At 64.2% G+C, this 24,466-nt stretch carries 25 protein-coding genes, 1 other RNA gene and 1 riboswitch; of the genes, 16 read left to right on the top strand and 10 right to left on the bottom strand.

Features of this window, described 5'->3' with window-relative positions:
* Positions 1 to 39: 39 nt before the first annotated feature.
* The 5 genes from ACLKOZ_RS13580 to ACLKOZ_RS13600 form a co-directional block, all read right to left on the bottom strand.
* Positions 40 to 915: a metal ABC transporter permease gene (locus ACLKOZ_RS13580; RefSeq protein ID WP_337345822.1), complete on the bottom strand. Its 876-nt coding sequence runs from the start codon at positions 913 to 915 to the stop codon at positions 40 to 42.
* Positions 915 to 1,730 (bottom strand): metal ABC transporter ATP-binding protein, encoded by an 816-nt coding sequence (locus ACLKOZ_RS13585; RefSeq protein WP_337345821.1) that lies wholly within the window; start codon positions 1,728 to 1,730, stop codon positions 915 to 917. The genes ACLKOZ_RS13580 and ACLKOZ_RS13585 overlap by 1 nt, the downstream gene beginning before the upstream one ends.
* Positions 1,731 to 2,717: a metal ABC transporter solute-binding protein, Zn/Mn family gene (locus ACLKOZ_RS13590; RefSeq protein ID WP_436475711.1), complete on the bottom strand. Its 987-nt coding sequence runs from the start codon at positions 2,715 to 2,717 to the stop codon at positions 1,731 to 1,733.
* 99 nt (positions 2,718 to 2,816) lie between these two features.
* A complete protein-coding gene (locus tag ACLKOZ_RS13595) occupies positions 2,817 to 3,887 on the bottom strand; it encodes a hemolysin family protein (RefSeq protein ID WP_436475713.1) in 1,071 nt (356 codons plus the stop codon).
* A complete protein-coding gene (locus ACLKOZ_RS13600) occupies positions 3,884 to 5,218 on the bottom strand; it encodes a hemolysin family protein (protein WP_436475715.1) in 1,335 nt (444 codons plus the stop codon). The genes ACLKOZ_RS13595 and ACLKOZ_RS13600 overlap by 4 nt, the downstream gene beginning before the upstream one ends.
* A 526-nt stretch (positions 5,219 to 5,744) precedes the next feature.
* Here ACLKOZ_RS13600 and ACLKOZ_RS13605 point away from each other — a divergent pair.
* The 5 genes from ACLKOZ_RS13605 to ACLKOZ_RS13625 all read left to right on the top strand — a co-directional run bounded on the left by ACLKOZ_RS13605 (position 5,745) and on the right by ACLKOZ_RS13625 (position 12,026).
* Positions 5,745 to 9,563 (top strand): multifunctional oxoglutarate decarboxylase/oxoglutarate dehydrogenase thiamine pyrophosphate-binding subunit/dihydrolipoyllysine-residue succinyltransferase subunit, encoded by a 3,819-nt coding sequence (locus ACLKOZ_RS13605; RefSeq protein WP_337345817.1) that lies wholly within the window; start codon positions 5,745 to 5,747, stop codon positions 9,561 to 9,563.
* A gap of 154 nt (positions 9,564 to 9,717) precedes the next feature.
* Positions 9,718 to 10,317: a GDSL-type esterase/lipase family protein gene (locus ACLKOZ_RS13610; protein WP_337345816.1), complete on the top strand. Its 600-nt coding sequence runs from the start codon at positions 9,718 to 9,720 to the stop codon at positions 10,315 to 10,317.
* 95 nt (positions 10,318 to 10,412) lie between these two features.
* Positions 10,413 to 11,240, top strand: coding sequence for a DUF4097 family beta strand repeat-containing protein (locus tag ACLKOZ_RS13615; protein WP_337345815.1), 828 nt, complete (start codon positions 10,413 to 10,415; stop codon positions 11,238 to 11,240).
* A complete protein-coding gene (locus tag ACLKOZ_RS13620) occupies positions 11,240 to 11,854 on the top strand; it encodes a PadR family transcriptional regulator (RefSeq protein WP_436475718.1) in 615 nt (204 codons plus the stop codon). Before ACLKOZ_RS13615 ends, ACLKOZ_RS13620 begins: the two co-directional genes overlap by 1 nt.
* Positions 11,855 to 11,951: 97 nt before the next feature.
* The gene (locus tag ACLKOZ_RS13625) at positions 11,952 to 12,026 is read left to right on the top strand and encodes a 50S ribosomal protein bL37 (RefSeq protein WP_369299106.1); all 75 of its coding nucleotides are present in this window, start codon (positions 11,952 to 11,954) and stop codon (positions 12,024 to 12,026) included.
* A 97-nt stretch (positions 12,027 to 12,123) separates the two neighbouring features.
* On the opposite strand, the gene rsrA is transcribed toward ACLKOZ_RS13625, so the two are convergent.
* Together rsrA and ACLKOZ_RS13635 are read right to left on the bottom strand one after the other, a co-directional pair.
* Complete coding sequence (gene rsrA / locus ACLKOZ_RS13630) at positions 12,124 to 12,384, bottom strand: mycothiol system anti-sigma-R factor (RefSeq protein ID WP_131131627.1); 261 nt, start codon at positions 12,382 to 12,384, stop codon at positions 12,124 to 12,126.
* Complete coding sequence (locus tag ACLKOZ_RS13635) at positions 12,381 to 13,241, bottom strand: sigma-70 family RNA polymerase sigma factor (RefSeq protein WP_436475838.1); 861 nt, start codon at positions 13,239 to 13,241, stop codon at positions 12,381 to 12,383. The genes rsrA and ACLKOZ_RS13635 overlap by 4 nt, the downstream gene beginning before the upstream one ends.
* Before the next feature lie 254 nt (positions 13,242 to 13,495).
* Here ACLKOZ_RS13635 and ACLKOZ_RS13640 point away from each other — a divergent pair, with 254 nt between their 5' ends.
* The 11 genes from ACLKOZ_RS13640 to ACLKOZ_RS13690 all read left to right on the top strand — a co-directional run bounded on the left by ACLKOZ_RS13640 (position 13,496) and on the right by ACLKOZ_RS13690 (position 22,274).
* A complete protein-coding gene (locus ACLKOZ_RS13640) occupies positions 13,496 to 14,044 on the top strand; it encodes a DoxX family protein (RefSeq protein WP_337345813.1) in 549 nt (182 codons plus the stop codon).
* Positions 14,045 to 14,050: 6 nt separating this feature from the next.
* Complete coding sequence (gene aroA / locus ACLKOZ_RS13645) at positions 14,051 to 15,433, top strand: 3-phosphoshikimate 1-carboxyvinyltransferase (protein ID WP_436475719.1); 1,383 nt, start codon at positions 14,051 to 14,053, stop codon at positions 15,431 to 15,433.
* The gene (gene rsgA, locus ACLKOZ_RS13650; protein ID WP_376044151.1) at positions 15,433 to 16,548 is read left to right on the top strand and encodes a ribosome small subunit-dependent GTPase A; all 1,116 of its coding nucleotides are present in this window, start codon (positions 15,433 to 15,435) and stop codon (positions 16,546 to 16,548) included. The genes aroA and rsgA overlap by 1 nt, the downstream gene beginning before the upstream one ends.
* Before the next feature lie 98 nt (positions 16,549 to 16,646).
* A complete protein-coding gene (gene hisN / locus ACLKOZ_RS13655) occupies positions 16,647 to 17,459 on the top strand; it encodes a histidinol-phosphatase (protein ID WP_376044153.1) in 813 nt (270 codons plus the stop codon).
* A gap of 159 nt (positions 17,460 to 17,618) precedes the next feature.
* Positions 17,619 to 17,732: riboswitch (SAM riboswitch) on the top strand.
* A 35-nt stretch (positions 17,733 to 17,767) separates the two neighbouring features.
* The gene (locus tag ACLKOZ_RS13660; RefSeq protein ID WP_436475722.1) at positions 17,768 to 19,204 is read left to right on the top strand and encodes an aminotransferase class V-fold PLP-dependent enzyme; all 1,437 of its coding nucleotides are present in this window, start codon (positions 17,768 to 17,770) and stop codon (positions 19,202 to 19,204) included.
* A 68-nt stretch (positions 19,205 to 19,272) separates the two neighbouring features.
* Positions 19,273 to 20,031: a class I SAM-dependent methyltransferase gene (locus ACLKOZ_RS13665; protein WP_436475724.1), complete on the top strand. Its 759-nt coding sequence runs from the start codon at positions 19,273 to 19,275 to the stop codon at positions 20,029 to 20,031.
* A gap of 31 nt (positions 20,032 to 20,062) precedes the next feature.
* Complete coding sequence (locus tag ACLKOZ_RS13670; protein ID WP_337345808.1) at positions 20,063 to 20,776, top strand: metal-dependent transcriptional regulator; 714 nt, start codon at positions 20,063 to 20,065, stop codon at positions 20,774 to 20,776.
* The gene (locus tag ACLKOZ_RS13675; protein ID WP_436475727.1) at positions 20,777 to 21,196 is read left to right on the top strand and encodes a fluoride efflux transporter FluC; all 420 of its coding nucleotides are present in this window, start codon (positions 20,777 to 20,779) and stop codon (positions 21,194 to 21,196) included.
* Positions 21,193 to 21,606 carry a fluoride efflux transporter FluC gene (locus ACLKOZ_RS13680; RefSeq protein ID WP_436475729.1) on the top strand — a complete coding sequence of 138 codons (414 nt, stop codon included), beginning with the start codon at positions 21,193 to 21,195 and terminating at the stop codon, positions 21,604 to 21,606. Before ACLKOZ_RS13675 ends, ACLKOZ_RS13680 begins: the two co-directional genes overlap by 4 nt.
* A 79-nt stretch (positions 21,607 to 21,685) precedes the next feature.
* Positions 21,686 to 22,054 carry a hypothetical protein gene (locus ACLKOZ_RS13685; RefSeq protein WP_436475731.1) on the top strand — a complete coding sequence of 123 codons (369 nt, stop codon included), beginning with the start codon at positions 21,686 to 21,688 and terminating at the stop codon, positions 22,052 to 22,054.
* A gap of 82 nt (positions 22,055 to 22,136) precedes the next feature.
* A complete protein-coding gene (locus ACLKOZ_RS13690; protein WP_310161748.1) occupies positions 22,137 to 22,274 on the top strand; it encodes a hypothetical protein in 138 nt (45 codons plus the stop codon).
* Between the two features lie 6 nt (positions 22,275 to 22,280).
* Here the strand turns inward: ACLKOZ_RS13690 and ACLKOZ_RS13695 are convergent, their stop codons facing one another.
* The 3 genes from ACLKOZ_RS13695 to smpB all read right to left on the bottom strand — a co-directional run bounded on the left by ACLKOZ_RS13695 (position 22,281) and on the right by smpB (position 24,416).
* Entirely contained in the window at positions 22,281 to 23,261 is a 981-nt protein-coding gene (locus ACLKOZ_RS13695) for a S1C family serine protease (protein WP_436475733.1), read from the bottom strand.
* 211 nt (positions 23,262 to 23,472) lie between these two features.
* Positions 23,473 to 23,841: a transfer-messenger RNA gene (ssrA, locus tag ACLKOZ_RS13700) on the bottom strand.
* Between the two features lie 104 nt (positions 23,842 to 23,945).
* Entirely contained in the window at positions 23,946 to 24,416 is a 471-nt protein-coding gene (gene smpB / locus ACLKOZ_RS13705) for an SsrA-binding protein SmpB (RefSeq protein ID WP_066292645.1), read from the bottom strand.
* Positions 24,417 to 24,466 lie beyond the last annotated feature (50 nt).

Here is a 24,466-nt window from a genome sequence, read left to right on the forward strand (position 1 = left end):
GTCCGTCGTCGAACACGGACCGTAGTCCGCGGGAGATCCTCAGGCCGCGTGCAGCAGCCGGCCGTTTAGCCCGCGCTTGGCTCGGACCGTTCCGATGATCCGGCACACCACATAGATGACGAATGACAGCGTGGTGACATAGGGGCTGATCGGGATGCGGCCGCCCAGTGCCAGCAAGATCCCTCCCACGGTCGCAGTCATCGCAAATGCCACGCTCAGCACCACCACCACCACCGGTGAGGACGTTACCCGCAAAGCCGCTGCGGCTGGCGTAATGAGCAGGGCCAGGACCAGCAAGGCACCCACCACCTGAATGGACAGGGCCACGCTCACGCCCAGCAGGACCATAAAGACCAGGGCCAAGGTCCGCACGGGAACCCCCCGGGCTTCGGCGAGCTCGGGGTCGACACTGGCAAAGTTCAGCGGCCGCCAGATGATCACCAACGCCACCATGACCACCACCGCTGTCCCGGCCAGGGCCTGCAGCTGAACCGTGTCGACAGAGACGATTTGGCCTGTCAGCAGGCCGAACTTATTCGCCGCCCGCCCTTCATAGAGCGACAGGAACAGGATGCCGAGCCCCAGTCCAAACGGCATGATCACGCCAATGATCGAATTCTTGTCCCGCGCCCGCACGCCCATGAGCCCGAGGAGCAGCGCGGCCGCCACTGACCCAATGAGCGAGCCGAAGACGATGTCAGCGCCGATGAGCAGCGCAAAGGCAGCCCCGGCGAAGGAAAGTTCGGAAATGCCGTGAACCGCAAAGGCGAGGTCACGCTTCATCACAAACGTCCCAACGAGGCCGCCCAGCAGCCCCAGGACCGCGCCGGCCCAAATGGAGTTCTGGACCAGGACCAGGAGTTCGCCATAGTTTTCGAAGCTGAAGATCGACCCGATGATGCTGTCGGCGTCCATCACGCCACCTCAGCGGCGGTGGCGTGGACATCCGCGTGATGGTGCGTGGTTGCGTCCGGAAGTCCGACGACGACAATGCGTCCGTTGGCGTGGATGACCTCCACGTGGCTGCCATAGAGGTCGGAGAGAACCTCGGTGGTCATGACTTCCTGGGGAGTTCCCACCCGGAAGCGGCCTCCGGCCAGATACAGCACGCGGTCTACGTAATCGATAATCGGATTGATTTCGTGGGTCACAAACACCACTGCACTGTTCTGTTCACGGCACTGCTTGTTGATCAGGGCGCTGACCGCCTGCTGGTGGTGAAGATCCAGGGACAGGAGCGGCTCGTCGCACAACAGGACCTTCGGGTCCGTCGCCAGAGCCTGGGCCACCCGAAGTCGTTGCTGCTCACCGCCGGAGAGTTGCCCCACCGGGACCTTGGCGTAGTCCGTGGCACCGACAAGTTCCAGGAGTTCGTCGATCCTGCGGTTTGCTTTGGCGGCCCCCAGGCGCAGGCCCCACCGGTGGCCATCGACGCCCAGGCCCACCAGGTCCCTGGCACGCATCGGCGTGTCCACAGCGAACGATTTCTGCTGCGGGATGTAACCGATCATCCGGCTCCCCCGCTCCACGGGGTGTGCTCCAAGGCTGGCAGTGCCCGAGTGGAGTTGCTGCAGCCCGAGCAGCACTTTCAGGAAGCTGGTTTTCCCGCTTCCATTGGGACCAAGCACGGCGAAAAATTCACCGGGCCTGATGTCCAGGTCGAGACCCTCCCACAGCGCCCTCCTGCCAAACTGCAGGGACGCCCCACGGAGGCTCACAACCGGTTTCAACTACTTTTTCTCCAAAACTTTGCTGATGTTGTCCACATTGTCCGTCATCCACTGCAGGTACGTCTTGCCCTCCGGCAGTGTTTCGCTGAAGTCGACCACCGGAACGCCGGCTGTTTCTGCCGCCTTCTTCAGCGCCTCGGTCTGGGGACCTTCGGTCTGCAGGTTGTACGCCAGGAAGCTCAGGTTCTTGGAACCCGCAAGGTCGGTTGCCGCCTTCAGCACGGCTGGCGGTACGTCGGTGCCTTCTTCGATCGCTGCAGTGTAGTCCTCCGGCGTCTTGTTCTCCAGCCCGGCGGCCTCCAGCAGGTACAACGGAACTGGCTCAGTAACTGCAACAGGAGCTCCGGCATCGGCCGCCGACAATGCTGCCAGTTTACCCGTGAGCCCCTCCAGGCCGGACTTGAACGTGGCTGCGTTCGCCTCGAAGGCTGCAGCTGAACCCGGCTCGGCTTCACCGAACTTGGCAGCGAGGACATCTGCCAGCTTCCCCATCGCCGAAAGGCTGTACCACACGTGTTCGTTGAACTCGCCGTGATCGTGGACGTGGTCGTCAGCCGGCTCGGTGGCTTCCGCAGCCGCAGGCTCGGATGCTTCCTCCTCCGGCGCCAGTCCCGATACTTCCACGGCACTGACAATGCTGTCGTGGGGGATATTGCTGTCGTCTGCGAGCGTGTGGATAAAGCCGTCGTAGCCGCCACCGTTCTCAATGACGAGGTCGGCCTTGGACACTACCAGCCGGTCCTGGGCGGTCGCCTCGTAGGAGTGCGGGTCCTGGCTGGTCTTGTTGATGATCGCCGTGACGTTGACCTTGTCGCCACCGATGGCCTTGGCAATGTCGCCGTAGACGTTCGTGGAGGCAACCACATTGATTCCCTCGGCGGCCGAAGAGGCGCCGGAGGGCGCCCCCTCAGCAGAGCATGCAGACAGCATCAGGCCAAGGCCGGCGAGGGCGGCCAGGGATGCACGGGCGGCGGATGGACGGCGCACGGAAACCTCAGATCAGTTCAGGAGGGACAAAAGCAACTCCGGAGAGTCTATCTCCAAATAGGAATGATTCCTATTTAGAAAAGCGCCAGCCCGCGGGCATCACTCCCCGTTCGGCTGGCCGAGCCTCCGGATCCCGGTCGCCTGCGTAGCATCCCGGATTTCGCCGACAAGCTGCTCGATCACATCTTCCAGGAACAGCACCCCTTGCGTCTGGCCGTCGGGGCCGATGACCCGGGCCAGGTGCGAACCGGTTCGCTGCATGACCGACATCGCCTTCTCGATCTCATCGCCCAGCGCCAGGTTGGCAAGAGAGCGGACCCGGCTTTCCGCAATCGGGTGCTGATAATCCGCATCGGGGATGGACAGTACGTCCTTGACATGCAGGTAGCCGTAGAGCATCTCGTCATCGTCCAGCATCGGGAACCGCGAGAATCCGGTCCTGCTGACTGCCTTCTCGAATTCCACCGGCGTGGTGGCGGCCTTTAGCATGACCAGCTTGTCCAGCGGCACCATGATGTCCGAGGCGGTGTGGTCGGAGAATTCCAGTGCACCCGTGATCAGCCCGGCATCATCGTCCACCAGACCGTGCCGGGTGGACTCCTGGACGATCGATTGGACTTCCTCCAGGGTGAACGAGGAATTCACCTCGTCTTTGGGTTCGATCCGGAGGAGCTTCAGGATGTGGTTGGCCGACCAGTTCAGGGCCACAATAACGGGCTTGACCAGTCGGGCAACAAACATCAGCGGCGGCGCCAGGAAAAGTGCGGCCTTGTCAGCTACCGAAACCGAGATGTTCTTCGGCACCATTTCGCCGAAGGTCACGTGCAGGAAGGTAACCACCATCAGCGCGACGGCGAACGCCGCCACATCGGCGATCTCCATTGGCAGCCCCACGGCTTCCAGCGGGGCAGCCAGGAGATGGTGGATGGCCGGTTCGGCCACCAGCAGGATCAGCAGGGAGCAGACCGTGATCCCCAGCTGCGCGCACGCCAGCATCAGGGACACGTTCTCCATGGCCCGCAAGGTGGTCTGCGCGCGCTTGGACCCGGCGTCGGCCAGCGGTTCAATCTGGCTGCGCCTGGCCGACATCACGGCGAACTCGGCGGCAACAAAAAAAGCGTTACCCAGCAGGAGCACTACCAGCCAGAAAATTCCGGCCCAGTCACTCATCGTTCCGTCCTGTCATTCGGGTCAGGCTCTGCGTCAGGGGCGGCCGGCCGGAAGCAAATCCTGTCGATCCGGCGCCCGTCCATCCTGGTCACGCTCAACGTTCCGCCGCCCACCGCCACGGTGTCCCCGACGGCGGCGATCCGCCCCAATTCGCTCATGACGTAGCCGCCCACCGTCTCGTAGGCTGCTTCGTCGGGAACGGTCAGGCCGGGAATCTGTTCGGAGAGTTCGTCCGGACGCAGCAGCCCAGGGAAGTACCAGTCACCCGATGCGCTTTGCAGGAGCCCCGGACGGACTTTGTCGTGCTCGTCCGCCACTTCTCCTACGATTTCCTCCACGAGGTCTTCGAGCGTCGCGATTCCGGCGGTGCCGCCATACTCATCAAGGACCACGGCGAGCTGGAGGTTTCCCTCGCGGAGTTCAGCGAGGAGGGCATCGAGGTGGATGGTTTCCGGGACTCGAAGGACGTCGGTCATGATGGCTCCGGCCTCCAGGTTTGCCCTGCGTGCCGAAGGTACGGCCACAGCCTTCTTGACGTGGACCAATCCCCTGATGTCATCGGCAGACTCACCAATGACCGGGAACCGGGAGTAACCCGTGCGGCGGGCGGCCTCCACGATGTCCGAAACGGGCTGGTCGGCGTCGATGGTTTCCACGCGGATCCGTGGTGTCATCACGTCGGCTGCCGTCCTGGCCGAGAAATTCAGTGTCCGCGCCACGAAGTTGGCCGTTCCGGCGTCGAGCGTTCCCATGGCAGCCGAACGACGCACCAAGGACGCGAGCTCGGCAGGCGTTCGGGCGCCGGAAATCTCTTCCTTGGCTTCGAGGCCGAAGACGTTGAGGACTTTGTTGGAAAACCCGTTGAGGACCACGATGGCCGGTCTGAAAATGGCCGTGAACATCAGCTGCGGCCTCGCGAGTGCGCGGCCCACGGGGAATGACAGGGCGATGGCCATGTTCTTGGGCACCAGCTCGCCCAGGAGCATGGAGAGCAGGGTGGCCAGCACCATCGCGATGACAAGGGAAATGGACGCTGCTGCGGCCTCAGGGATCCCGGCGGCGGTCAGGGGCACCTCAAGCAGTTTGCCGACGGAGGGTTCCATGACGTAGCCGGTCAGGAGGGTGGTCAGGGTGATGCCAAGCTGGCAGCTGGAGAGCTGGGTTGAAAGGGACTTCAGGCACTTGAGCAGCGCAACGGCACCGGTGTCACCGTTGTCGATCGCGCGTTGGACAGTCGCCTGGTCCAGGGCAATGAGGGAAAATTCGACGGCGACGAAGAAGCCGGTGCCGGCGATCAGCAGGAGGCCTGCCGCGAGGAGTAACCATTCCATTCAGCAGCCCGCCCGGTGATGCTGGGGCGGGGTGATGGTGCAGGTCCGTGTTCCGGGCTGGATCCGGGGAAGTCTGCCAGGCGGAGGATGGTCCGCCGAAGCGGACGCTGTCTCCTTGAAGGCTCCGGAGGCGTGGAACGACGGAGTGTGATGGGCGCGTGTTCGGGGTTTGCCGGCTCGGCGGGTCGGCTGCGCGTTGCTGTACTTCATGCTCCGCTGACAGCCCCCAGGCCGGCACCTAGATTTACTGTCCATAAGAATTTCAGTCTACAGGAGCAAATCCCGGCATCCTGAAGCGTCCCCTGGGATAGCCCTCCATGAGCGTCGGGCAGGGACCGGCGGCGCCATATTTGCCAATCTACGCGTCACTTCATGATTTGGGTCACCCTTATTGGCAGTTAATACAGAATGCTCATTAGACTGGCAAAGGTCTGGGTTCAGAGGACGCAGAGACTGGTTCGGATGTTGTGCTGAGGCACCGTGGCGGCCAGAGAGAAATCAAACTCATGGAAGAGGCGTATTTCAAGTGCCAGAGCAGCCTAGCCACCGTCTACCAGAGGAATTTGGCGGAAACGAGTGGCTCGTTGACGAACTGTACGAGCAGTATCAGCAGGACAAAAACGCGGTGGATGCCAAGTGGTGGCCCCTGTTCGAATCCTTCGACTCGGGCAGCGGTTCTTCCTCCAACGGAAATTCGGCCCTTGCGGTTGCTCATCCCGCAACCCGCGAAATGCCCGTCGTAGCCCAGGCGCAGGCCCCCGCAGCTCCGGCACCGTCGCCGGCAGCACAGCCGGCCGCGCCTGCCCCCGCTGCAGCTGCGCCTCCTGCTCCCCCGGCACCGGCGCCGGTTAAGAAGGCACCGGCCACCGTGGCGCGTGACGGCGCGAAGAAGACCGAGCCGGGCTCCGGATCACAGCCGATCCCCGCCCAGCTTCCCAAGAACGTCAAGGCACCCACGGCGCCTGAGGAAGACGTCGTCTCCATCCTTCGTGGCCCGGCCAAGGCCATCGCCACGAACATGGTGACCAGCCTTGAGGTTCCCACCGCTACCAGCGTCCGTGCGATCCCGGCCAAGTTGCTGATCGACAACCGCGTGGTCATCAACTCCAACCTGGCGCGGGCCCGCGGTGGCAAGGTCTCCTTCACCCACCTGATCGGCTACGCCGTCATTCGGGCCCTGTCCCAGTTCCCGTCCATGAACGTGTACTACGACGAGGTGGACGGCAAGCCCGTCGCCGTCCAGCCGGCCCACGTGAACTTCGGCATCGCCATCGACATGCCCAAGCCCGATGGAACCCGCCTCCTGATGGTTCCCAACATCAAGAAGGCGGAGACCCTCAACTTCTCCGAGTTCTGGCACACGTATGAAGACCTCATCAAGCGGGCCCGCAGCGGCAAGCTGACCGCCGACGACCACCAGGGCACCACTGTTTCCCTGACGAACCCCGGTGGTATCGGCACTGTCCACTCAGTGCCCCGCCTTTCCAAGGGCCAGGCAGCCATCATCGGCGTGGGCGCGCTGGACTACCCGGCTGAGTTCCAGGGCGCAAGCGAAAAGATCATCGCGCACAATGCGATCAGCAAGGTCCTGACGCTTACCTCCACCTATGACCACCGCGTCATTCAGGGAGCCGGCAGCGGCGAGTTCCTGAAGCTCGTCCATCAGCTCCTGCTGGGGGCACAGAACTTCTACGACGAAATCTTTGAGTCCCTCCGCATCCCGTACGAGCCCGTGCGCTGGAGCCCGGACCTGCAGGTTGACCCGTCCGACCAGATCAACAAGGTCGCCCGGATCCAGCAGCTGATCCACTCCTACCGCGTCCGCGGCCACCTTATGGCGGACACCGACCCGCTGGAGTACGTCCAGCGTAAGCACCCCGACCTCGACGTCCTGACGTATGGACTGACCCTGTGGGACCTGGACCGCGAGTGGCCCACCGGCGGCTTCGGCGGCAAGCCCATGCTGAAGTTCCGCGACATCCTGGCGGTGCTGCGTGACGCCTACTGCCGGACTACGGGCATCGAATACATGCACATCCAGGAGCCGGAGGAACGCAAGTGGTTCCAGGACCAGCTGGAGCACCCCTACTCCAAGCCCACCCGTGAAGAACAGCTGCGCATTGTTTCCAAGCTGAACGCCGCAGAGGCCTTTGAGACGTTCCTGCAGACCAAGTTCGTGGGCCAGAAGCGTTTCTCCCTTGAGGGCGGCGAGTCCCTGATCCCGCTCCTTGACGCGATCATGTCAGACGCCGCCGATGACGGCCTGGACGAAGTCGCCATTGGCATGGCCCACCGCGGCCGCCTCAACGTGCTGACCAACATCGCCGGCAAGACCTACGCCCAGGTCTTCCGCGAATTCGAGGGCACCCAGGATCCGCGCTCCGTCCAGGGCTCGGGTGACGTCAAGTACCACCTTGGCACCGAGGGCACCTTCACGTCGGACAATGGCAACGAAACCAAGGTTTACCTCGCTGCCAACCCCTCGCACCTTGAAGCCGTGGACTCCGTGCTCGAAGGCATCGTCCGCGCCAAGCAGGACCGCCTGGACCAGGGCGAGGCCTTCCCCGTCCTGCCCATCATGGTGCACGGCGACGCCGCCTTCGCCGGCCAGGGCGTGGTGGCAGAAACCTTGAACCTGTCCCAGCTCCGTGGCTACCGCACCGGTGGCACCATCCACGTTGTGGTCAACAACCAGGTCGGCTTCACCACAGCTCCATCGTCCTCACGCTCATCCACGTACTCCACGGATGTTGCCAAGATGATCCAGGCTCCGGTGTTCCACGTGAACGGTGACGATCCGGAGGCAGTGGTCCGCATCGGCCAGCTCGCCTACGAGTTCCGCCAGCGCTTCCACAAGGACGTTGTGATCGACATGGTCTGCTACCGCCGGCGTGGCCACAACGAGGGCGACGACCCCTCGATGACCCAGCCGCTGATGTACAACCTGATCGAAGCCAAGCGCTCCGTCCGCAAGCTGTACACCGAATCGCTGATTGGCCGTGGCGACATCACCGAAGATGAAGCAGAGCAGCTGCTCCGCGACTACCAGGAGCGCCTGGAGCGGGTCTTCGCCGAGACCCACGCCGCCCAGACTTCCCCGATCCCGATCATCACGGCGGACTCCGCAGCGGTTTCGGACATCGAACGTCCCATCGCCCAGCAGTCCGATTTCGGCACCAACGCTCCCGCATCCACTGCCATCTCCCCGGAGACCCTGGCCCGGATCGGCAAGGCACACGTCGAAATCCCGGAGGGCTTCACCGTCCACTCCAAGCTCAAGCAGCTCCTCGAGAAGCGCGAGCAGATGTCCCGTGAAGGCGGCATCGACTGGGGCTTCGGCGAGATCGCAGCCTTCGGTTCGCTCATCATGGAAGGCGTTCCCGTCCGCCTCGCAGGTCAGGATTCGCGCCGTGGAACCTTCGTGCAGCGCCACGCCGTGTTCCACGACCGCTCCAATGGCAACGAGTGGCTTCCGTTGGGCAACCTCTCAGACAACCAGGCAAAGCTGTGGATCTACGACTCCCTGCTGTCCGAATACGCGGCCATGGGCTTCGAGTACGGCTACTCAGTGGAGCGCCCTGACGCGCTCGTGCTGTGGGAGGCGCAGTTCGGCGACTTCGTCAACGGCGCGCAGACCATCATCGATGAGTTCATCTCCTCCGCCGAGCAGAAGTGGGGCCAGCGTTCATCGCTCGTGCTGATGCTGCCGCACGGTTACGAGGGCCAGGGCCCGGACCACTCCTCGGCACGTATCGAGCGCTTCCTGCAGATGTGCGCGGAAGAGAACATGATCGTTGCCAATCCCACGACAGCCGCATCGCACTTCCACCTGCTGCGTCGCCAGGCGTACAGCAGGCCGCGCAAGCCGCTGATCATCTTCACGCCAAAGCAGCTGCTCCGCCTCAAGGGAGCCGCATCCTCGGTCGAAGACTTCACCACTGGCAGCTTCCGCCCGGTCATCGGTGAGCACGAGCAGCTGGCGGCTGACGCCGTCGAACGCGTGCTGCTCGTATCCGGTCGCCTGTACTACGACCTCCTGTCCACCCGGCAGAAGACCGAGGACAAGACGACGGCGATCGTCCGTGTCGAGCAGCTCTATCCGCTGCCCGCGGCGGAAATTGCGGCGGAGCTCGCCAAGTACCCGAACGCGGAGGTTGTCTGGGCACAGGATGAGCCCGCCAACCAGGGACCGTGGCCGTTTATGGGCCTGAACCTTCCCGATGCGCTTGACCGCAGGGTCCGGCTCGTGTCCCGTCCGGCGTCGGCATCCACTGCCGCCGGCTCCATGAAGCGGCACGCAGCCGAGCAGGACACACTCCTGAAGCAGGCTTTCGCCCGTAAGTAACCACGGGGGCTGCCCGGCCGGACGTCGAAATACCAGACTCCGGCCGGGCAGTTCTGTTTAATGGGTTGCGAGGGTACCAACGGGCAGAGTCTGCCCGGCCCGTCCCGCGCTGCCGGCATGGGGCGCCATTCAGTACGGAAGTAAAGAGGAACTTGTGGAAGACAGGAAGCTGCGCATCGCAGCTGTTGGAGACGAACTGCTGGCCGGACTGGGCGATCCCAGGGCCCTCGGCTGGCTGGGCCGCGTCCTGGCCCGCACTCCGCAGGATGGCATGGCACTTGAGAGTTATGCCCTCCCCTGTCCACAGGAAGGAACGGAAGGACTGGCCGCACGCTGGCTGGAGGAAGCCGGCCGGCGTTTCAGCGACCTCCACGAAAACCGGCTGGTCATCGGGCTCTCCGGCCGCGATATTGAGTTTGGCCTCTCCACCGCCCGCAGCCGCCTTAACCTGGCCAACATCCTGGACTCCGCCTCGCAGAACCGGATCGAAGTCTTTGTGGTTGGCCCGCCACCTACGCTGGACCCCACCCAGAACCGCCGGCTGGGAGAGCTCAACACAGCTTTCGCCGATGTAACCACCAGGCGCAAGCACCTCTATGTTGACACCTTCTCACCCCTGCTGAACCACGAGCAGTGGCGCCAGGACCTCGCGGCGAACGGCGGGACACCCGGCCAGTCGGGCTACGGCCTCATGGCCTGGCTGGTCCTGCACCGTGGTTGGTTCCAGTGGCTGGGCATGGACGCCCCGGAGTAACCCACACGCTGCCAATCGCGATATATCTTGACCCGTCCGCCGAGGCGTTATACCGTGGGGTATCAGTCACGATATATCGCGATCTTGGAGGATCCATGGCAGAGAGCAGCTGGGCCGTCACCGAGCCCCGCATTATCGACGTCGACGGTGTCACGTCGCTGAAGCTGGGAATGGTTCGCGGGCGGTTCGACATAGTCACCCACACGGACACCGTAGCGCGCGTTGAGGTTTCCGAAGTCCAGGGCGATCCCGTAGCCATCAGCCTGGTTGACGGCCGGCTGGAGGTCCGGCACCAGCTGCACGGGCCGCAGGGGTGGTTCAAGAACCTCATGGGGACCGTCAACCACAACAGCAACAATTCGGCTGTCATCAGCATCGCCCTGCCCGAGGGCGTTGACGTGGAAGCCGGAACGGTCAGCGGTGATGGCCTGGTGTCGGGTATCGGCGGCCACATACGGCTCAACACGGTGTCTGGCTCGGTGATGGCGGATGGAACCGCCGGTGACCTCCACGTGAACACGGTCAGCGGCGAGGTGATCGCACGCAACCACGACGGCGTCCTGACCGCCAAGAGCATCTCCGGTGAAGTCACCGCCTCTGGAAGGTTTAGCCACATCCGGGCCAACACTGTCAGCGGTGATATGAGCTTCGACCTCCTGGGCTTCACCCAGGATTTTGGCGCCAATTCAGTTTCGGGCGACCTTACTATCCGCCTTCCGCACGACGTCGGCGTGGACATCGTGGCCAAGTCGGCCAGCGGCACGCTGGTCATCGACAACCAGCAGTACTCCCAGCCCGGCGGCAAGGTGGAAACAATCGCCGGCCCGGACGGCAAGCTGATGATTGTCCGGACCAACTCCGTCTCCGGCAAGACCTCCATCTTCCATGGCCAGACAGCCGGGGCCCCGGAAACAGAGTACTGATGCCTCCTGTCTTCGCCCACGGCGCCCTAAGGCTCTACCTCCTTGCCCTCCTCGAGTCCGGGCCCAAGCATGGCTACGAGCTCATCAAGGCCCTCAATGAACGGTTCGGCGGCACGTACTCCCCCAGCGCGGGCACCATTTACCCGCGGTTGGGGAAGCTGGAAGAGGAAGGGCTCGTCGCCACGGAATCCGCAGGCCGCCGTACCAACTACCACATCACGCCTGCAGGCCTGGCTGAACTGAACACCCGCCGGGACGAGCTGGCCGGCGTCGAAAACGACATTTCCGCCTCCGTCCGGCGGTTGGCGGATAGCCTCCGCGACGATATCCGGACCAACATGCGTGGCCTGCGGGCAGATCTCGCAGCAACGGCCGAGGCAGCAAGGGCCTCGGTCCGGAACGGTGACTTCAGTTCGGTCGGACCCCGGCAGTCACCCGAAGGACAACGCACGCTCAAGGAAGCCGAGATGCTCCTCCAGGCGTTCCGCGACGACCTCCGAGTCGAGCTGAGGCTGCAGGCTAACAGGGAGCCGCTGAGCCCCATTGTGCTCGAAACCGTCCGAACGGTACTGGACCAGGCCCGCATTTCCATCCGGAATTCCCTGCCGGGCTGAGCGTCCGCTTCAAGGGCGGTCTTGGTTCGCGGCCCGTGCCATCATGTGGGAGACTTGAGGGCAGCTCTTTTGAGTACCAACATTAAGGAGGCCAGCTATGAGCAAGCGTGCACGTAAACGTCGTGACCGTAAGCGTGGCGGCGCGAACCACGGCAAGCGCCCCAACACCTAAGCAAAAGCTTGGTATGACGGTTCAAACGAAGAACCCCGGAAGTCACATGGCTTCCGGGGTTCTTCGTCTCTTACGGTGTGTGGCCGGTTCGGTGCCCTCAGGCCTCGACGGGACGGATTGAATGGATCCGGTCCAGGATGGCGTTCTTCAGGTTCTCCGGTGCCGCTTCCGTGCAGGAGCGTTTGACCATGTTGCGGATGACGCATTCGAGGTCATACTGCTGGGTGCATTCCGGGCAGTCATCGAGGTGGTGCTTGATGTCCGTGATGTCTTCCCGGGTCAGTGCCCCGTCAAGATATTCGTAGATGCGTTGCATCCGGGCGTCGTCGCAGTCGCCCAATCCCTGGCAGTCGCTCATTTCCTGTTCTCCTGTTGTGTGCTTCCGGCCGTTTCCTGAGGATCGACGGCGGTTTTGAATCCCCGCTCGGCGGCATATTCCGCCAACATGTCCCGCAACATTTTCCGGCCGCGGTGGAGCCGGGACATCACAGTGCCGATGGGCGTGTTCATGATGTCTGAAATTTCTTTGTACGCGAAGCCTTCTACGTCGGCGAAATACACCGCGAGCCGGAACTCTTCGGGAATGGCCTGCAGCGCCCTCTTGACGTCGGTGTCAGGCAGGTGGTCCAAGGCCTCTGCTTCGGCCGACCTTAACCCGCTGGACGTGTGGGACTCTGCCCTGGCGAGTTGCCAATCCTCAATGGTGTCCGAGTTGGACTGCAGCGGTTCGCGCTGCCGCTTGCGGTACAAATTGATGTAGGTATTGGTCAGGATGCGGTACAGCCACGCCTTGAGGTTGGTACCGGGCTTGTACTGGTGAAAGGCCGAAAATGCCTTGGTGTAGGCCTCCTGCACAAGGTCCTCGGCATCAGCGGGGTTCCGCGCCATCCGCATGGCCGCTGAGTAGAGCTGGTCCACGTACTGCATGGCATCGCGCTCAAAACGAATCCGGCGCTCCTCCGTGCTTTCCGTGGCAAGGTCAACTGCCGGGGCTTCGGGTTCTGTGGCCGCCGTGTCCGGCAACAGCGCGGCATCAGGCGTTCCGCCTGACTCCGCGGCGTCCGGTGAGACATCCGCGGTCTTGGCTTCGCGCCCGGAGGCCTCATACATGGCCTCGAGGGCCGGATCCAGGGTGCTCATCGCTCCCAAGTCTACTGTGACGCTCCGGGCACGCGGCGACCCGTACTCCGGGGCACCGGTTTCCAAAGCCTCCATCGCCACGGGGCCTGCCACGTCCATGCCGTCCTTCACCAACCCCAAAGGCCAACTCCATTTCCCTGTACCGTTCGATGCGCCCGGACCTGCAACCCGCAACCCAACCGCCATGGCGCAGTGTGCGCCGTGATTCGTCCGTCACTGCCGGACCCGCAATCCATAACCTTTAGTGGCGGGCAAATATTCCCCAAAAGTGCAAGACTAGAACCGACTCCGCCGCATTCGACGCGGTTCGTCCAGCCAGGAGGAAATCCATGTCCTTTGTCCGTACCCTCGCCCGGCCCATGCTGGCATCCAGCTTCGTACTCGCAGGACTGGATAAGCTCAAGAACGCGGATGACACTGCCCAGCAGCTGTCGCCGCTTCTGCGCAAAGCCACGGCCTCACTGCCTTTCCGTACGGAAGACAAGACACTGGCCCGGGTCATCGGCGGGGTGCAGGTGGGCGCCGGAGTGCTGTTTGGCCTGGGCAAGTTCGCGCGGTTCTCTGCGACGCTGCTCACGGTCATCTCTGCCCTTAACACATTCGTCGAATGGCGCAGCGCCGACATCAGCACCAAAGAGGCCCGTGTGGCACGCCGCAACCAGCTCCTGAAGAACCTGTCCCTGAGCGGCGGGGCCCTGCTGGCTTCGGTGGATACTGCCGGTAAGCCAGGGTTGGCCTGGCGAGCGGAACACCTCGCTGCCGACGCCAGGAAGGGCGCTTCGCACCTGGCAGCTGACGCCCGCAAGAGCACTGGGAAGAAACTCCACAAGGCCGACAAGGCCGTGCGTCGTGTGGTGGACCAGGCAACGGGGGCATAAGGACGCATGACCGGATCCACTACCGCCCTTTCGCAGCCTGACGCTGCCGAAGCTCTTCCGCTCTGGCCCGCACCGTTCGCCACCAGGCCCATCAATGCCACGGTGACCGTGCCGGGTTCGAAGTCCCTGACCAACCGGTTCCTGGTCCTGGCGGCGCTGGCTGACGGACCGTCCCGGCTCCGCGCTCCGCTGCACTCCAGGGACTCCGCCCTGATGATTGAGGCCCTGCGGCAGTTAGGGGCTTCCATCACGGAAGTTCCCGGCGACGGAGCCTTCGGCCCGGACCTTGAGGTCGTTCCCCTCAGCCAGGACGCGCCGTCGTCGCTGGCCCGGATCGACTGCGGACTGGCCGGCACCGTCATGCGATTTGTTCCTCCGCTCGCTGCACTGCGGAACGGCGTCAGCGTGTTCGACGGCGATCCGCACGCCAGGAACCGCCCCATGGGGACCATCATCGAAGCCCTGAAGGCGCTCGGTGTGGCCGTGACGGCAGAGGACGGCGGGACACCGGCGTCCCTGCCCTTTGACGTGGCCGGAACCGGGGAAGTCCGGGGCGGACATCTGGTGATCGACGCCAGTGCCTCGTCCCAGTTTGTCTCTGCGTTACTGCTGGTGGGTGCACGCTTTACCGAGGGGCTGCACCTGGAGCATGTCGGTAAGCCGGTGCCGAGCCTGGACCATATCAACATGACAGTGGCAGTCCTTCGCGGCGTGGGCGTGTCCGTGGATGATTCCGTCCCCAATCACTGGGTCGTGGCGCCAGGAACTATCCGGGCGTTTGACCAGCGCATTGAGCAGGACCTTTCCAACGCTGGCCCTTTCTTGGCCGCCGCATTGGCCACCAGCGGCACGGTCCGGATTCCCAACTGGCCCACTGGAACCACGCAGGTGGGTGACCTCTGGCGCAGTATCCTTGCGGACATGGGCGCCACGGTCAGCCTGGCCGACGGCGTCCTCACGGTCACCGGCGGAGCTCAGATCAAGGGCGCCGACTTTGATGAAACCAGTGAGCTTGCCCCCACTGTCGCGGCGCTCTGCGCGCTTGCCAGCGGCCCCTCCCGGCTCAGCGGTATCGCACACCTCCGCGGCCATGAGACTGACCGGCTCGCCGCCCTGGTCGCCGAGATCAACCGGCTGGGCGGCGACGCCGAGGAAACCAGCGACGGGCTGGTGATCCGCCCGGCCAAGCTGCATTCCGGCGTCGTCCACAGCTATGCGGACCATCGAATGGCAACTGCAGGGGCGATACTGGGCCTCGCAGTGGAGGGCATAGAAGTAGAAGACATCGCCACCACGGCCAAGACCATGCCCGATTTCCCGCGGCTGTGGGAAGACATGATCGCGCAGGGCCAGGAACCTGGTACGCCGGAACCCGCTGGTAACGCATAGTGGCACGCAGCACTGACTCCTGGGACGAATCCGACGTCCGGATCCGCCCCAGCAAGAAAGGTTCCCGGCCCCGCACCAAGGACCGCCCCAGCCACGACGACGCCGTGACAGGACGGATCATTACCGTGGACCGCGGCCGATACACAGCGGTGGTCGGCGAAGATTCAGGGGAAGAACGCATCATCATCGCCGCACGGGCACGGGAACTCCGCCGGTCCCCCGTGGTCGCTGGTGACTTCGTTTCATTGGTGGGAGATGTCTCCGGGGAACCGGACACGCTTGCCCGGCTGGTCCGGATCCAGGACCGCAGGACGCTCCTGCGGCGCAGCGCCGATGATACCGACCCCGTTGAACGGGCAGTTGTGGCCAACGCCGACCAGCTCGTTGTTGTGGTGGCGGCGGCCAATCCCGAACCACGCACCGGCTTCATTGACCGCGCACTCGTCGCCGCGTACGACGCCGGCATCGAGCCGATCCTGCTGGTCACGAAAGCCGATGTCAAAGACCCTGCCGAACTTCTGTCGAACTACGAGCACCTGGACTTCCCGGTCATCATCAGCCGGACGGCCGACGCCGCTGCATCCGGCATCGATGCCCGCTCCGACGACGGGCTCTCGGCGCGCCTGGACAGCGATGCCGTCGCCCAGCTTCGGGCCTACCTCGATGGCAAGGTCACGGTGATGCTGGGGCACTCAGGCGTAGGCAAGTCCACCATGGTGAACGCCCTGACCGGAGCCGAGCGAGCCACGGGCGGAGTCAACGCCGTGACAGGCCGCGGACGCCACACGTCCTCCTCAGCCCTGGCCCTAAAGCTGGCCGACGCCCCTGCTGGAAGCTGGATCATCGACACCCCCGGCATCCGGTCCTTCGGACTGGCGCATGTCGACGCAGACCGCATCCTCCGCTCCTTTCCGGACCTGGAGCCGGGCACTGATGCGTGCGAGCGGGGCTGCAAACACAATGCCAGCGCAGTCAACTGCGGCCTGGACTCCTGGGTTGCCGAAGGCCATGCGGGCCCAACCGGACCTGCCAGGCTCGCGTCCCTCCGGCGCCTGCTCGGCACCGATCCCCGCATGGAGGGGCAAGAAACCAAGGAATTGGGCAGCGTCAACTGACCCGCCCGGCCGGGCTGGGAGCAGCGCCCGGGCTGTTCAGGACGCCGCCCGAAGCCGGGGTCCCCAACCACACGGCGCTTTGACGGTAGTTTGGAACCATGATCCAACCCGCTTCGAGCTACAACGATGACCTGCGCCTGGCCCACGTGCTGGCCGATTCCGTGGACGACCAGACCATGAGCCGCTTCAAGGCACTGGACCTCCACGTCGAGACCAAGCCGGACCTGACCCCGGTCACTGATGCCGATAAGGCCGCCGAAGAAGCCATCCGTGGCCAGCTTTCCCGTTCCCGCCCCCGCGATGCGGTCCTGGGCGAGGAATTCGGCAGTTCAGGCCATGGCTCCCGGCGTTGGATCATCGACCCCATCGACGGCACCAAGAACTTTGTCCGTGGCGTACCGGTGTGGGCAACACTGATTGCGCTTGTGGACGAAGGAGAGCCCGTCGTCGGCGTCGTCAGTGCCCCTGCCCTGGGCAAGCGCTGGTGGGCTGCCAAGGGCGCAGGCGCCTACATGGGCCGGTCACTGGCTGCGGCCACCCGGCTGAAGGTCTCAGACGTGTCGAAACTCTCGGACGCTTCCCTGTCCTACTCCAGCCTGAGCGGCTGGAAGGACCGCGGGAACCTGGATGACTTCCTTGGCCTCACCGAAGACGTCTGGCGCACGCGTGCCTACGGCGACTTCTGGTCCTACTGCATGGTGGCCGAAGGCTCCGTGGACATCGCGTGTGAGCCGGAGCTGAATCTCTACGACATGGCGGCACTGGTCCCGATCGTGGTGGAGGCCGGCGGCCGCTTCACCTCCCTCGAGGGTGAAGACGGTCCGTTTGGCGGCAACGCGCTTGCGACGAACTCCATCCTGCATTCGGAAGTCCTCAAACGGCTCAACCCTGACCTGGACGACCTCCTCTAGCAGCCCAAGTGCCGAATTATCAACGGCGGACGCCTCCTGATGGGGGCGTCCGCCGTCGTATCTTCGGATAACCATGGGTATTTCCATCCGCGCGTAACAAAAGCCTTAACATTCGGACGGGCTTCCTGCCCGCCCCGCCCATGTTCTACGCTCTTAACAGGTCACGAGTGCCAGCGCGAAACCCCGGTTTGCTGGCCGGCAACCCTCCATTCGCGGTGGGGTGCCCCGGGTGACGACCAGGCCGGTCCGGAACGGACCCGGCAAGCGCGGATTCCCGGGACAGGGAGTCCCTCTAAAGTGAGGTCTCTGTGACAACAGCCACCGTCTCCCCCAACTCCGCCGTCCGTACCCTGGCCGCAAACGAGACCGCAGCCCTGTTCAGCGAACGGCTCGCCGTTGCGGGACGGCCGCTCTCCGCCGTCACCGGCGCCGAAATCCAGGCCCCGCTGATCCAGGGCGGCCACGTGCGTTACGCCAACCTGGACTACGGCGCCTCCGCCCCGGCCCTCTCGGTTGTCTCCGCCTACCTCAACGAGATCCTGCCGTTCTACGCCAGCGTCCACCGCGGCGCCGGCTACGCATCCCAGATCAGCACGTCCGTCTACGAGAACGCCCGGAACATCGTGCGTGACTTCGTGGGAGGCCGGCCCGGTGACTCCGTCATCTTCACCAGGAACACCACGGACTCCCTGAACCTCCTCGCCGGGTGCCTTCCGTCCGCGGACGGCCGCCCCACGGGGGAGGTTTTGTACCTCGACATCGAGCACCACGCCAACCTCCTGCCGTGGCAGGGCGTCCCGCACCGCAGCGTCGTTGCGGCCGACACCGTGGCCGGCACCATCGAGGCCCTCGGTGCCGAACTGGAACAGGGCGGAATCAGCCTGCTCGCCGTCACGGGCGCCTCCAACGTCACCGGCGAAATCCTGCCCATCCGTGCCCTCGCCGCCCTTGCCCACCAGCACGGCGCCCGGATCGTCGTCGATGCCGCGCAGCTCGCGCCACATCGCCGGATCAACATCAGCGCCGACGACGTCGACTACCTCGCTTTCTCGGGCCACAAGCTCTACGCGCCCTTCGGCGCAGGCGTCCTCGTGGGGCGGTCGGACTGGCTCGACGCGGGTACGCCGCATCTTGCCGGTGGCGGCGCGGTGCGGGAGGCCAGGCTCGACGGCGTCAGCTGGGCCACCGGCCCAGCCCGGCACGAGGGCGGTTCGCCCAACGTCCTGGGCGCAGCCACACTGGCTCGCGCCACCCAGGTCATCGCATCGCTGGATCAGGACCGGTGGCACGCCCACGAGTCGGCTATCCGGTCGTTCCTGGTGGAGGGACTGCAGAAGATCGAAGGCGTGACGGTACACCAGATCTTCAAGGACACCGATCCGGACACCGACACCATCGGCGTAGTGAACTTCTCGGTGGAAGGCTACGACGCCGGCCTGGTGGCTGCCTACCTGTCAGCAGAACACGGCGTAGGCCTCCGCGACGGCCGGTTCTGTGCCCACCCCCTGCTGAAGCGCCTGGGCCTCCCTTCCGGCTCCCTGCGGGCAAGCTTCGGCGTAGGGTCCCGCCTCGAAGACGCCCAGCGTCTCCTGGCTGGCATCGAGGAACTCCGCCGAACCGGCCTGGGCTGGGACTATGTGGTTGACTCGGGTCGCTGGGTTCCGGCTAACGACACCCGCAAATACCCGGACTGGGCACCCAATACGCCTGGCACGGCAGGCGCTGCCCCCTGCATCGACGACTGACCCGGGTTACCCCGCCCATGCGGTAAATTCGAAGGATACCCAAGGGCATCTGGCGAAGGAGGCTGCACGTGGCACGGGGTGGCCCCAAACTTGACCACGTACGCCGTCAGGAGCTTGGACAGAGCTTCCAGGACGGAGGCGAACACTACGAACGCGTGCGCCCCGGTTACCCCGGCGATTCGGCCGACTGGCTTATTCCGGCGGGGGCCCGGGATGCCCTGGACGTGGGCGCCGGCACCGGAAAATTCACGGTCCTGCTGCTCGACCGCGGATTGTCCGTTTCCGCCGTGGACCCCTCCGCCGACATGCTCGACCAGTTGCGGATCCTGCACCCCGGCGTTGCGGCAACTGTGGGCACTGCCGAGGCGACGGGATTCGGGGACTCCTCATTCGACGTCGTCAGCGTGGCGCAGGCCTGGCACTGGTGCGATCCCCTGGCCGCCAGTACGGAGCTTTCACGGGTTCTCCGCGCCGGCGGAAGGTTGGGGCTGATCTGGAACCAGTTGGACACTTCAGTCCCTTGGGTTCACCGGCTTTCCCGCATCATGCACGCCGGGGATGTCTACCGGCCGCACTTCCAGCCGCCCTTGGGACCGGAGTTCGTGGAGCTGGAAAGCCATGTCACCCGCTGGGAAGACGCGCTCACCACGACAGAGATCATGGAGCTTGCCAAGTCGCGGAGCTACTACCTCCGTTCCGGCGATACCACCCGCGCCAAGGTCCTCGCCAACCTGGACTGGTACCTCCACGACCATCTGGGACACTCCCCCGGCGCGGGCCTGGGACTGCCCTACCTCACCCTGACATGGCGGGCCGCAAAAGCGTGACGCCCTCCGCGCAACGGGTAGGCTTGGTGTCGTGAAGACCAGCGCGCCCTCCTCCTCCATCGAGGACTACGTCAAGGTCATCTACTCCTTCACGGAGTGGCAGGACAAACCCATTACCTCCTCCCAACTTGCGCAACGGCTGGGTGTGGCAAACTCCTCCGTGTCCGAGATGGTCCGCAAGCTCAAGGACCAGGGCCTGGTGGACCACAAGCCGTACAGCGCAATCACCCTCACCGACGCCGGCGTGCGGCTTGCGCTCTCCATGGTCAGGCGGCACCGGCTGATCGAAACCTATCTGGTCCAACAGCTTGGCTACAGCTGGGATGAGGTCCATGATGAGGCCGAGCATCTCGAACACGCCGTCTCGGACACGTTTATTGAGCGGATGGCGGCGAAACTGGGAAATCCACTTCGGGATCCCCACGGCGACCCCATCCCCGGCGCCGATGGCACGGTCCGGATGCCACACGCCCACCTGATGAATGAATTGGATCAGGGACACACCGGCCGGATCACCCGAATCAGCGATGAGAACCCTGACTTGCTCCGGTACCTGTCTGCCGAGGAAATCGACCTCGACGCCGAGGTGGAGGTAGTGGGTCGCAAGCCATTCGGCGGGGCACTTGTAGTGCGAATCAGCTCCGCGGGTAAGACCCGGGAGTATGACCTCGCTGATGAAATCACCTCGGCCTTGTGGGTGCACAGCGACGCGCCGCACGCCGGCTGCGTCCTCGGAAACGGCTGAATGGCCGGCACTGGGACCCCTGGCTGGCGTGCATGGCTGGCGGTGGCCGGCGGCGGACTCCTCGGGACCGAACTCCGGTACGGCCTGGGCCTGGCCTTCCCTGATGCCGCGGGAATGATGCCCTGGACCACGCTGGGCATCAATGTGGCCGGGAGCTTTGTCCTGGCAGCCCTGACTACGTTCTGGATCGCCAGGCCCCGCATTGCTTTCTGGCTCCGGGCGGGGCTCGGGCCCGGTCTGCTGGGATCCTTCACGACGTTTTCCGCAGTGGTGTTCGCGGTGGATCAGTTCTCCCGTGCCAACCTCCACCTGGTGTGGATTGCGTACCTCGGCCTGTCACTTCTGCTGGGGTTCGGCGCCGCGGCCGCTGGCTGGAGGACGGGCAAAGTGCTGGCCGACCGCTCCGGAGCCCCTGCGTGACCGCCGCAATGCTGGTAGGCGTCTTCGGCGTGGCCGGTGCTCTGCTGCGCTTCGCCGTGGACAGCTGGTTCGCTCATCGGCCCGCCGCTACCTCCACGGGCCCGCGCGCCAAGGACGCCGCCGGTCGGACGCCGCAGCACTGGCCGTGGGCCACCCTGGTGGTCAACGTAGCCGGGTGCCTGATCATAGGGCTCTCCGTTGGAATGACAGGACGGCTGGGACTGCCCGAAGACCTCCATGCCGCTGTGGCAACTGGCCTCGCCGGCGGCCTGACTACTTTTAGTTCGTGGACAACCGCCACCATCAGGCTGCTGGCTGAATCCCGGATTGCCGCAGCAGCCTTGAACGTGGCGGCCAATCTGGTCGCGGGATTCGCCGCTGCTGCTGTGGGCATCGCCCTTGCGTCCTAGCTGAATCAGCGCACTCTGTGCTTCCGGTTGCCTGGTGGGCGGCGGCGGCCTCTAACGCAGTCCCGTATCGTTGACTGTGATGATTAGCAGACGTGACGCGGCAATTGCCCTCGATGTACCCCTGGAGATGGCCCAACGCCATGGCATCCCAAAATGGCTGACGGAAGCCGACCTCGGCGAAATCCTGGACAACCCGCCGCCCTGGCTTGTCCAATCGCGGGCAAACCGCACCGGGAAGCGTCCGGTGTGGGTTCATCTGGAATGTGCCGTGTGCGGCTACGAGGAAGCGGCGCGGCCAAAAAAATGGTGGCCCGAGTTTACCTATGTCAGCTGCGGTCACCATCCTCCCGGTGAGCTGCCGCCCCCACGTCCGGGCTTTGTCCGCAGCGAGTTCGACGGCGTTGGGACCCGTTTTGTGGGCATCGCGGACGTCGCCGTCCCGGACTGAATCCGGGCATTTCCTTAAGGGCGAATCAGGCGTAATTTACGAGATGGGACGTACGCCGTCCCGCCTAATAAGGGAGCACGCCATGCCTGACAAGACACCTCACCAGAATCTGTCCAAGAAGCCGGTCAAGACTATCAAAGAGAAACGCGCCGAAAAGAAGGCCAAGAGCCCCATTGACGGCCCGCAGGATCCGGTCGCGCACCTGAAGAAGCGCCGGTAGCGGCCACTACCCGTTAGCCGCCATTTCTTCGGGCACGGCAACAAGGTCAGTTTCTTTGCCGTCCCTCAGTACCGCAATCCGCAGGGGCTGGCCGATAGCGTCGGCGAACAGCAGCTTCTGCAGGCTTTCAGCGTTGCTGACGGGACGGCCGCCTGCTGTCAGGATGATGTCACCCGCCGCCAGGCCTGCCCGGTCCGCGGGTGAACCTGCCAGGACCTCCACCACGCGCAGCCCGTCCCGCTGCCCGGTCCGAACCACGGCACTGGCATTTAGGCGGATGGGCGTGCTGACGACACCAAGGTAGGCCCGGCGAACGCGCCCGTCAGCCAGCAACGCCGCGATGATCCTTCGCGTGGTTGCATTGATGGGCACCGCCAGCCCCAGTCCGGCGCCGGCCACCGCTGTATTGATGCCGACAATCCGCCCGTGGGTGTCCGCCAGCGCACCGCCGGAACTCCCGGCGTTCAGGGCCGCATCCGTTTGGATAACGTCCTCGATCACCCTCCGGTTGCCTCCTGCCCAGACTGGGATGGCCCTGCCCAGGCCGCTGACGACGCCAGCAGTCACGGATCCGGCCAGCCCCAGCGGGTTCCCCACCGCAACGACGAGCTGCCCCACCCGCAGGGTTTCCGCGTCGCCGAACTCGGCAGGCGGGAGTTTGGGCGCGCGGCCGCGCACAACGGCAAGATCGGACAATGGATCGGCGCCCACGAGCTCCAGGTCGGTGCGGGCACCGTCCGCGAAAACAGCGTTGCCTTGGCGGGTGCCAGCCACTACGTGGGAGTTTGTCAGCAGGTAACCGTCCTCCGTGAACAGCACTGCCGATCCGGCGCCCACACGAAATCGGCCATTCCGACGGTTTCCCGTCATTTCAATGGCGGCAACGTGTGGGGTGACTGTCTCAGCCACGCGCATGACCGTCTCCGAGTACGAGTCCAGAGGCCCGTCGTCGGACTCTGGTGAACCGGGCTTCCGCACCTGGTCCATGGCCCACCTCCTGGGGTTATGGCAGCCGATTGGCTCCGGACTGGCTGCTGGTCCTACTTGTCTCAACCATTCGGCCTGCCGTCCTACTCCCTGCGTGTCTACGCCGTGGGTGAACGGGGGGAAATGACAGCGTCAGCTGCTGCATTGCGCTTAAAGCGGAACGGCCCGGACCAAGGTCCGGGCCGTTCTGCGTGCCTTGCGGCATCGCAAAATGTGGAGATGGGGGGAATTGAACCCCCGTCCGATGTCGTGTTGTCAGGGCTTCTCCGGGCGCAGTTTGCGTCGGATTTTCTCGGCCCCAGCCATGCTGCAAACAGCTGGCTGATCCGGGCCCAGTCATCTAAGAGTCCCGTTTGCCCCGATGACGGAGGCAAACAGCAGTGGCTATCTAAATGACGCCAGGTTCCGGGGCAATAGCAACCTCGGGCTGACGGACTGTCTTACTGCTTAGGCAGCAAGAGCGAAGTCAGTGCGCTTAGATTCGGCACTTATTGGTTTGCAGACAGCGTTTACGAGATAATTCTGCATCCTCGGCCCGCTTCACCTGTCGCGACTAACATCGTCGAAACCGATCATCCCCGTATTTTGTTATCAAACCCGGCAGGTCAGGTTTTGCGTCCCAATGCCTGCCGGACTACCAATCATAACGCACAGCCGGTGGAAATCATTCCACCCCGCGGCGCGCTACCTCCGGTTGCGTTCCCGGATCTCGCGCAGTGCCTCACGGTTGTCCTGCTGCTCACGCAGGCTCTGTCGCTTGTCGTATTCCCGCTTACCGCGGGCGACCCCGATCTCCACCTTGGCACGGCCGTCGACGAAGTACAGCTGGAGCGGGACGATGGTGAACCCGGACTCCCTGATCTTGTGCGAAATCTTGATCAGTTCCTCGCGGTGGAGGAGCAGCTTCCGGCGCCTGCGGGCAGCATGGTTGGTCCAGCTTCCCTGGTTATATTCCGGGATGTGGATGCCCTCCATCCACAACTCGTCGTTGTAGAAGGTGCAGAAGCCATCGACCATGGACGCGTGGCCCTCGCGAAGCGACTTGACCTCTGTTCCCATGAGGGCTATTCCCGCCTCATAGGTGTCCAGCACGTGGTAGTCATGCCGGGCCTTGCGGTTGGTGGCCACCACTTTACGGCCACTTTCTTTGGGCACGGTGGAACTCCTCGGTTCTTGGATCGTCAGTGGCTCCGGCCGTTCCGGCG

Source organism: Arthrobacter sp. R4 (assembly GCF_051365025.1).
Taxonomy (GTDB): Bacteria; Actinomycetota; Actinomycetes; order Actinomycetales; family Micrococcaceae; genus Arthrobacter.

Bases quoted from the DNA above. Each gene is read 5' to 3' on its own strand.
- ACLKOZ_RS13580 (WP_337345822.1), bottom strand. From the start codon at position 915: ATGGACGCCGACAGCATCATCGGGTCGATCTTCAGCTTCGAAAACTAT.
- ACLKOZ_RS13595 (WP_436475713.1), bottom strand. From the start codon at position 3,887: ATGAGTGACTGGGCCGGAATTTTCTGGCTGGTAGTGCTCCTGCTGGGT.
- ACLKOZ_RS13600 (WP_436475715.1), bottom strand. From the start codon at position 5,218: ATGGAATGGTTACTCCTCGCGGCAGGCCTCCTGCTGATCGCCGGCACC.
- ACLKOZ_RS13615 (WP_337345815.1), top strand. From the start codon at position 10,413: ATGGCAGAGAGCAGCTGGGCCGTCACCGAGCCCCGCATTATCGACGTC.
- ACLKOZ_RS13620 (WP_436475718.1), top strand. From the start codon at position 11,240: ATGCCTCCTGTCTTCGCCCACGGCGCCCTAAGGCTCTACCTCCTTGCC.
- rsrA (WP_131131627.1), bottom strand. From the start codon at position 12,384: ATGAGCGACTGCCAGGGATTGGGCGACTGCGACGACGCCCGGATGCAA.
- ACLKOZ_RS13635 (WP_436475838.1), bottom strand. From the start codon at position 13,241: ATGGAGGCTTTGGAAACCGGTGCCCCGGAGTACGGGTCGCCGCGTGCC.
- ACLKOZ_RS13640 (WP_337345813.1), top strand. From the start codon at position 13,496: ATGTCCTTTGTCCGTACCCTCGCCCGGCCCATGCTGGCATCCAGCTTC.
- aroA (WP_436475719.1), top strand. From the start codon at position 14,051: ATGACCGGATCCACTACCGCCCTTTCGCAGCCTGACGCTGCCGAAGCT.
- hisN (WP_376044153.1), top strand. From the start codon at position 16,647: ATGATCCAACCCGCTTCGAGCTACAACGATGACCTGCGCCTGGCCCAC.
- ACLKOZ_RS13675 (WP_436475727.1), top strand. From the start codon at position 20,777: ATGGCCGGCACTGGGACCCCTGGCTGGCGTGCATGGCTGGCGGTGGCC.
- ACLKOZ_RS13685 (WP_436475731.1), top strand. From the start codon at position 21,686: ATGATTAGCAGACGTGACGCGGCAATTGCCCTCGATGTACCCCTGGAG.
- ACLKOZ_RS13690 (WP_310161748.1), top strand. From the start codon at position 22,137: ATGCCTGACAAGACACCTCACCAGAATCTGTCCAAGAAGCCGGTCAAG.
- ACLKOZ_RS13695 (WP_436475733.1), bottom strand. From the start codon at position 23,261: ATGGACCAGGTGCGGAAGCCCGGTTCACCAGAGTCCGACGACGGGCCT.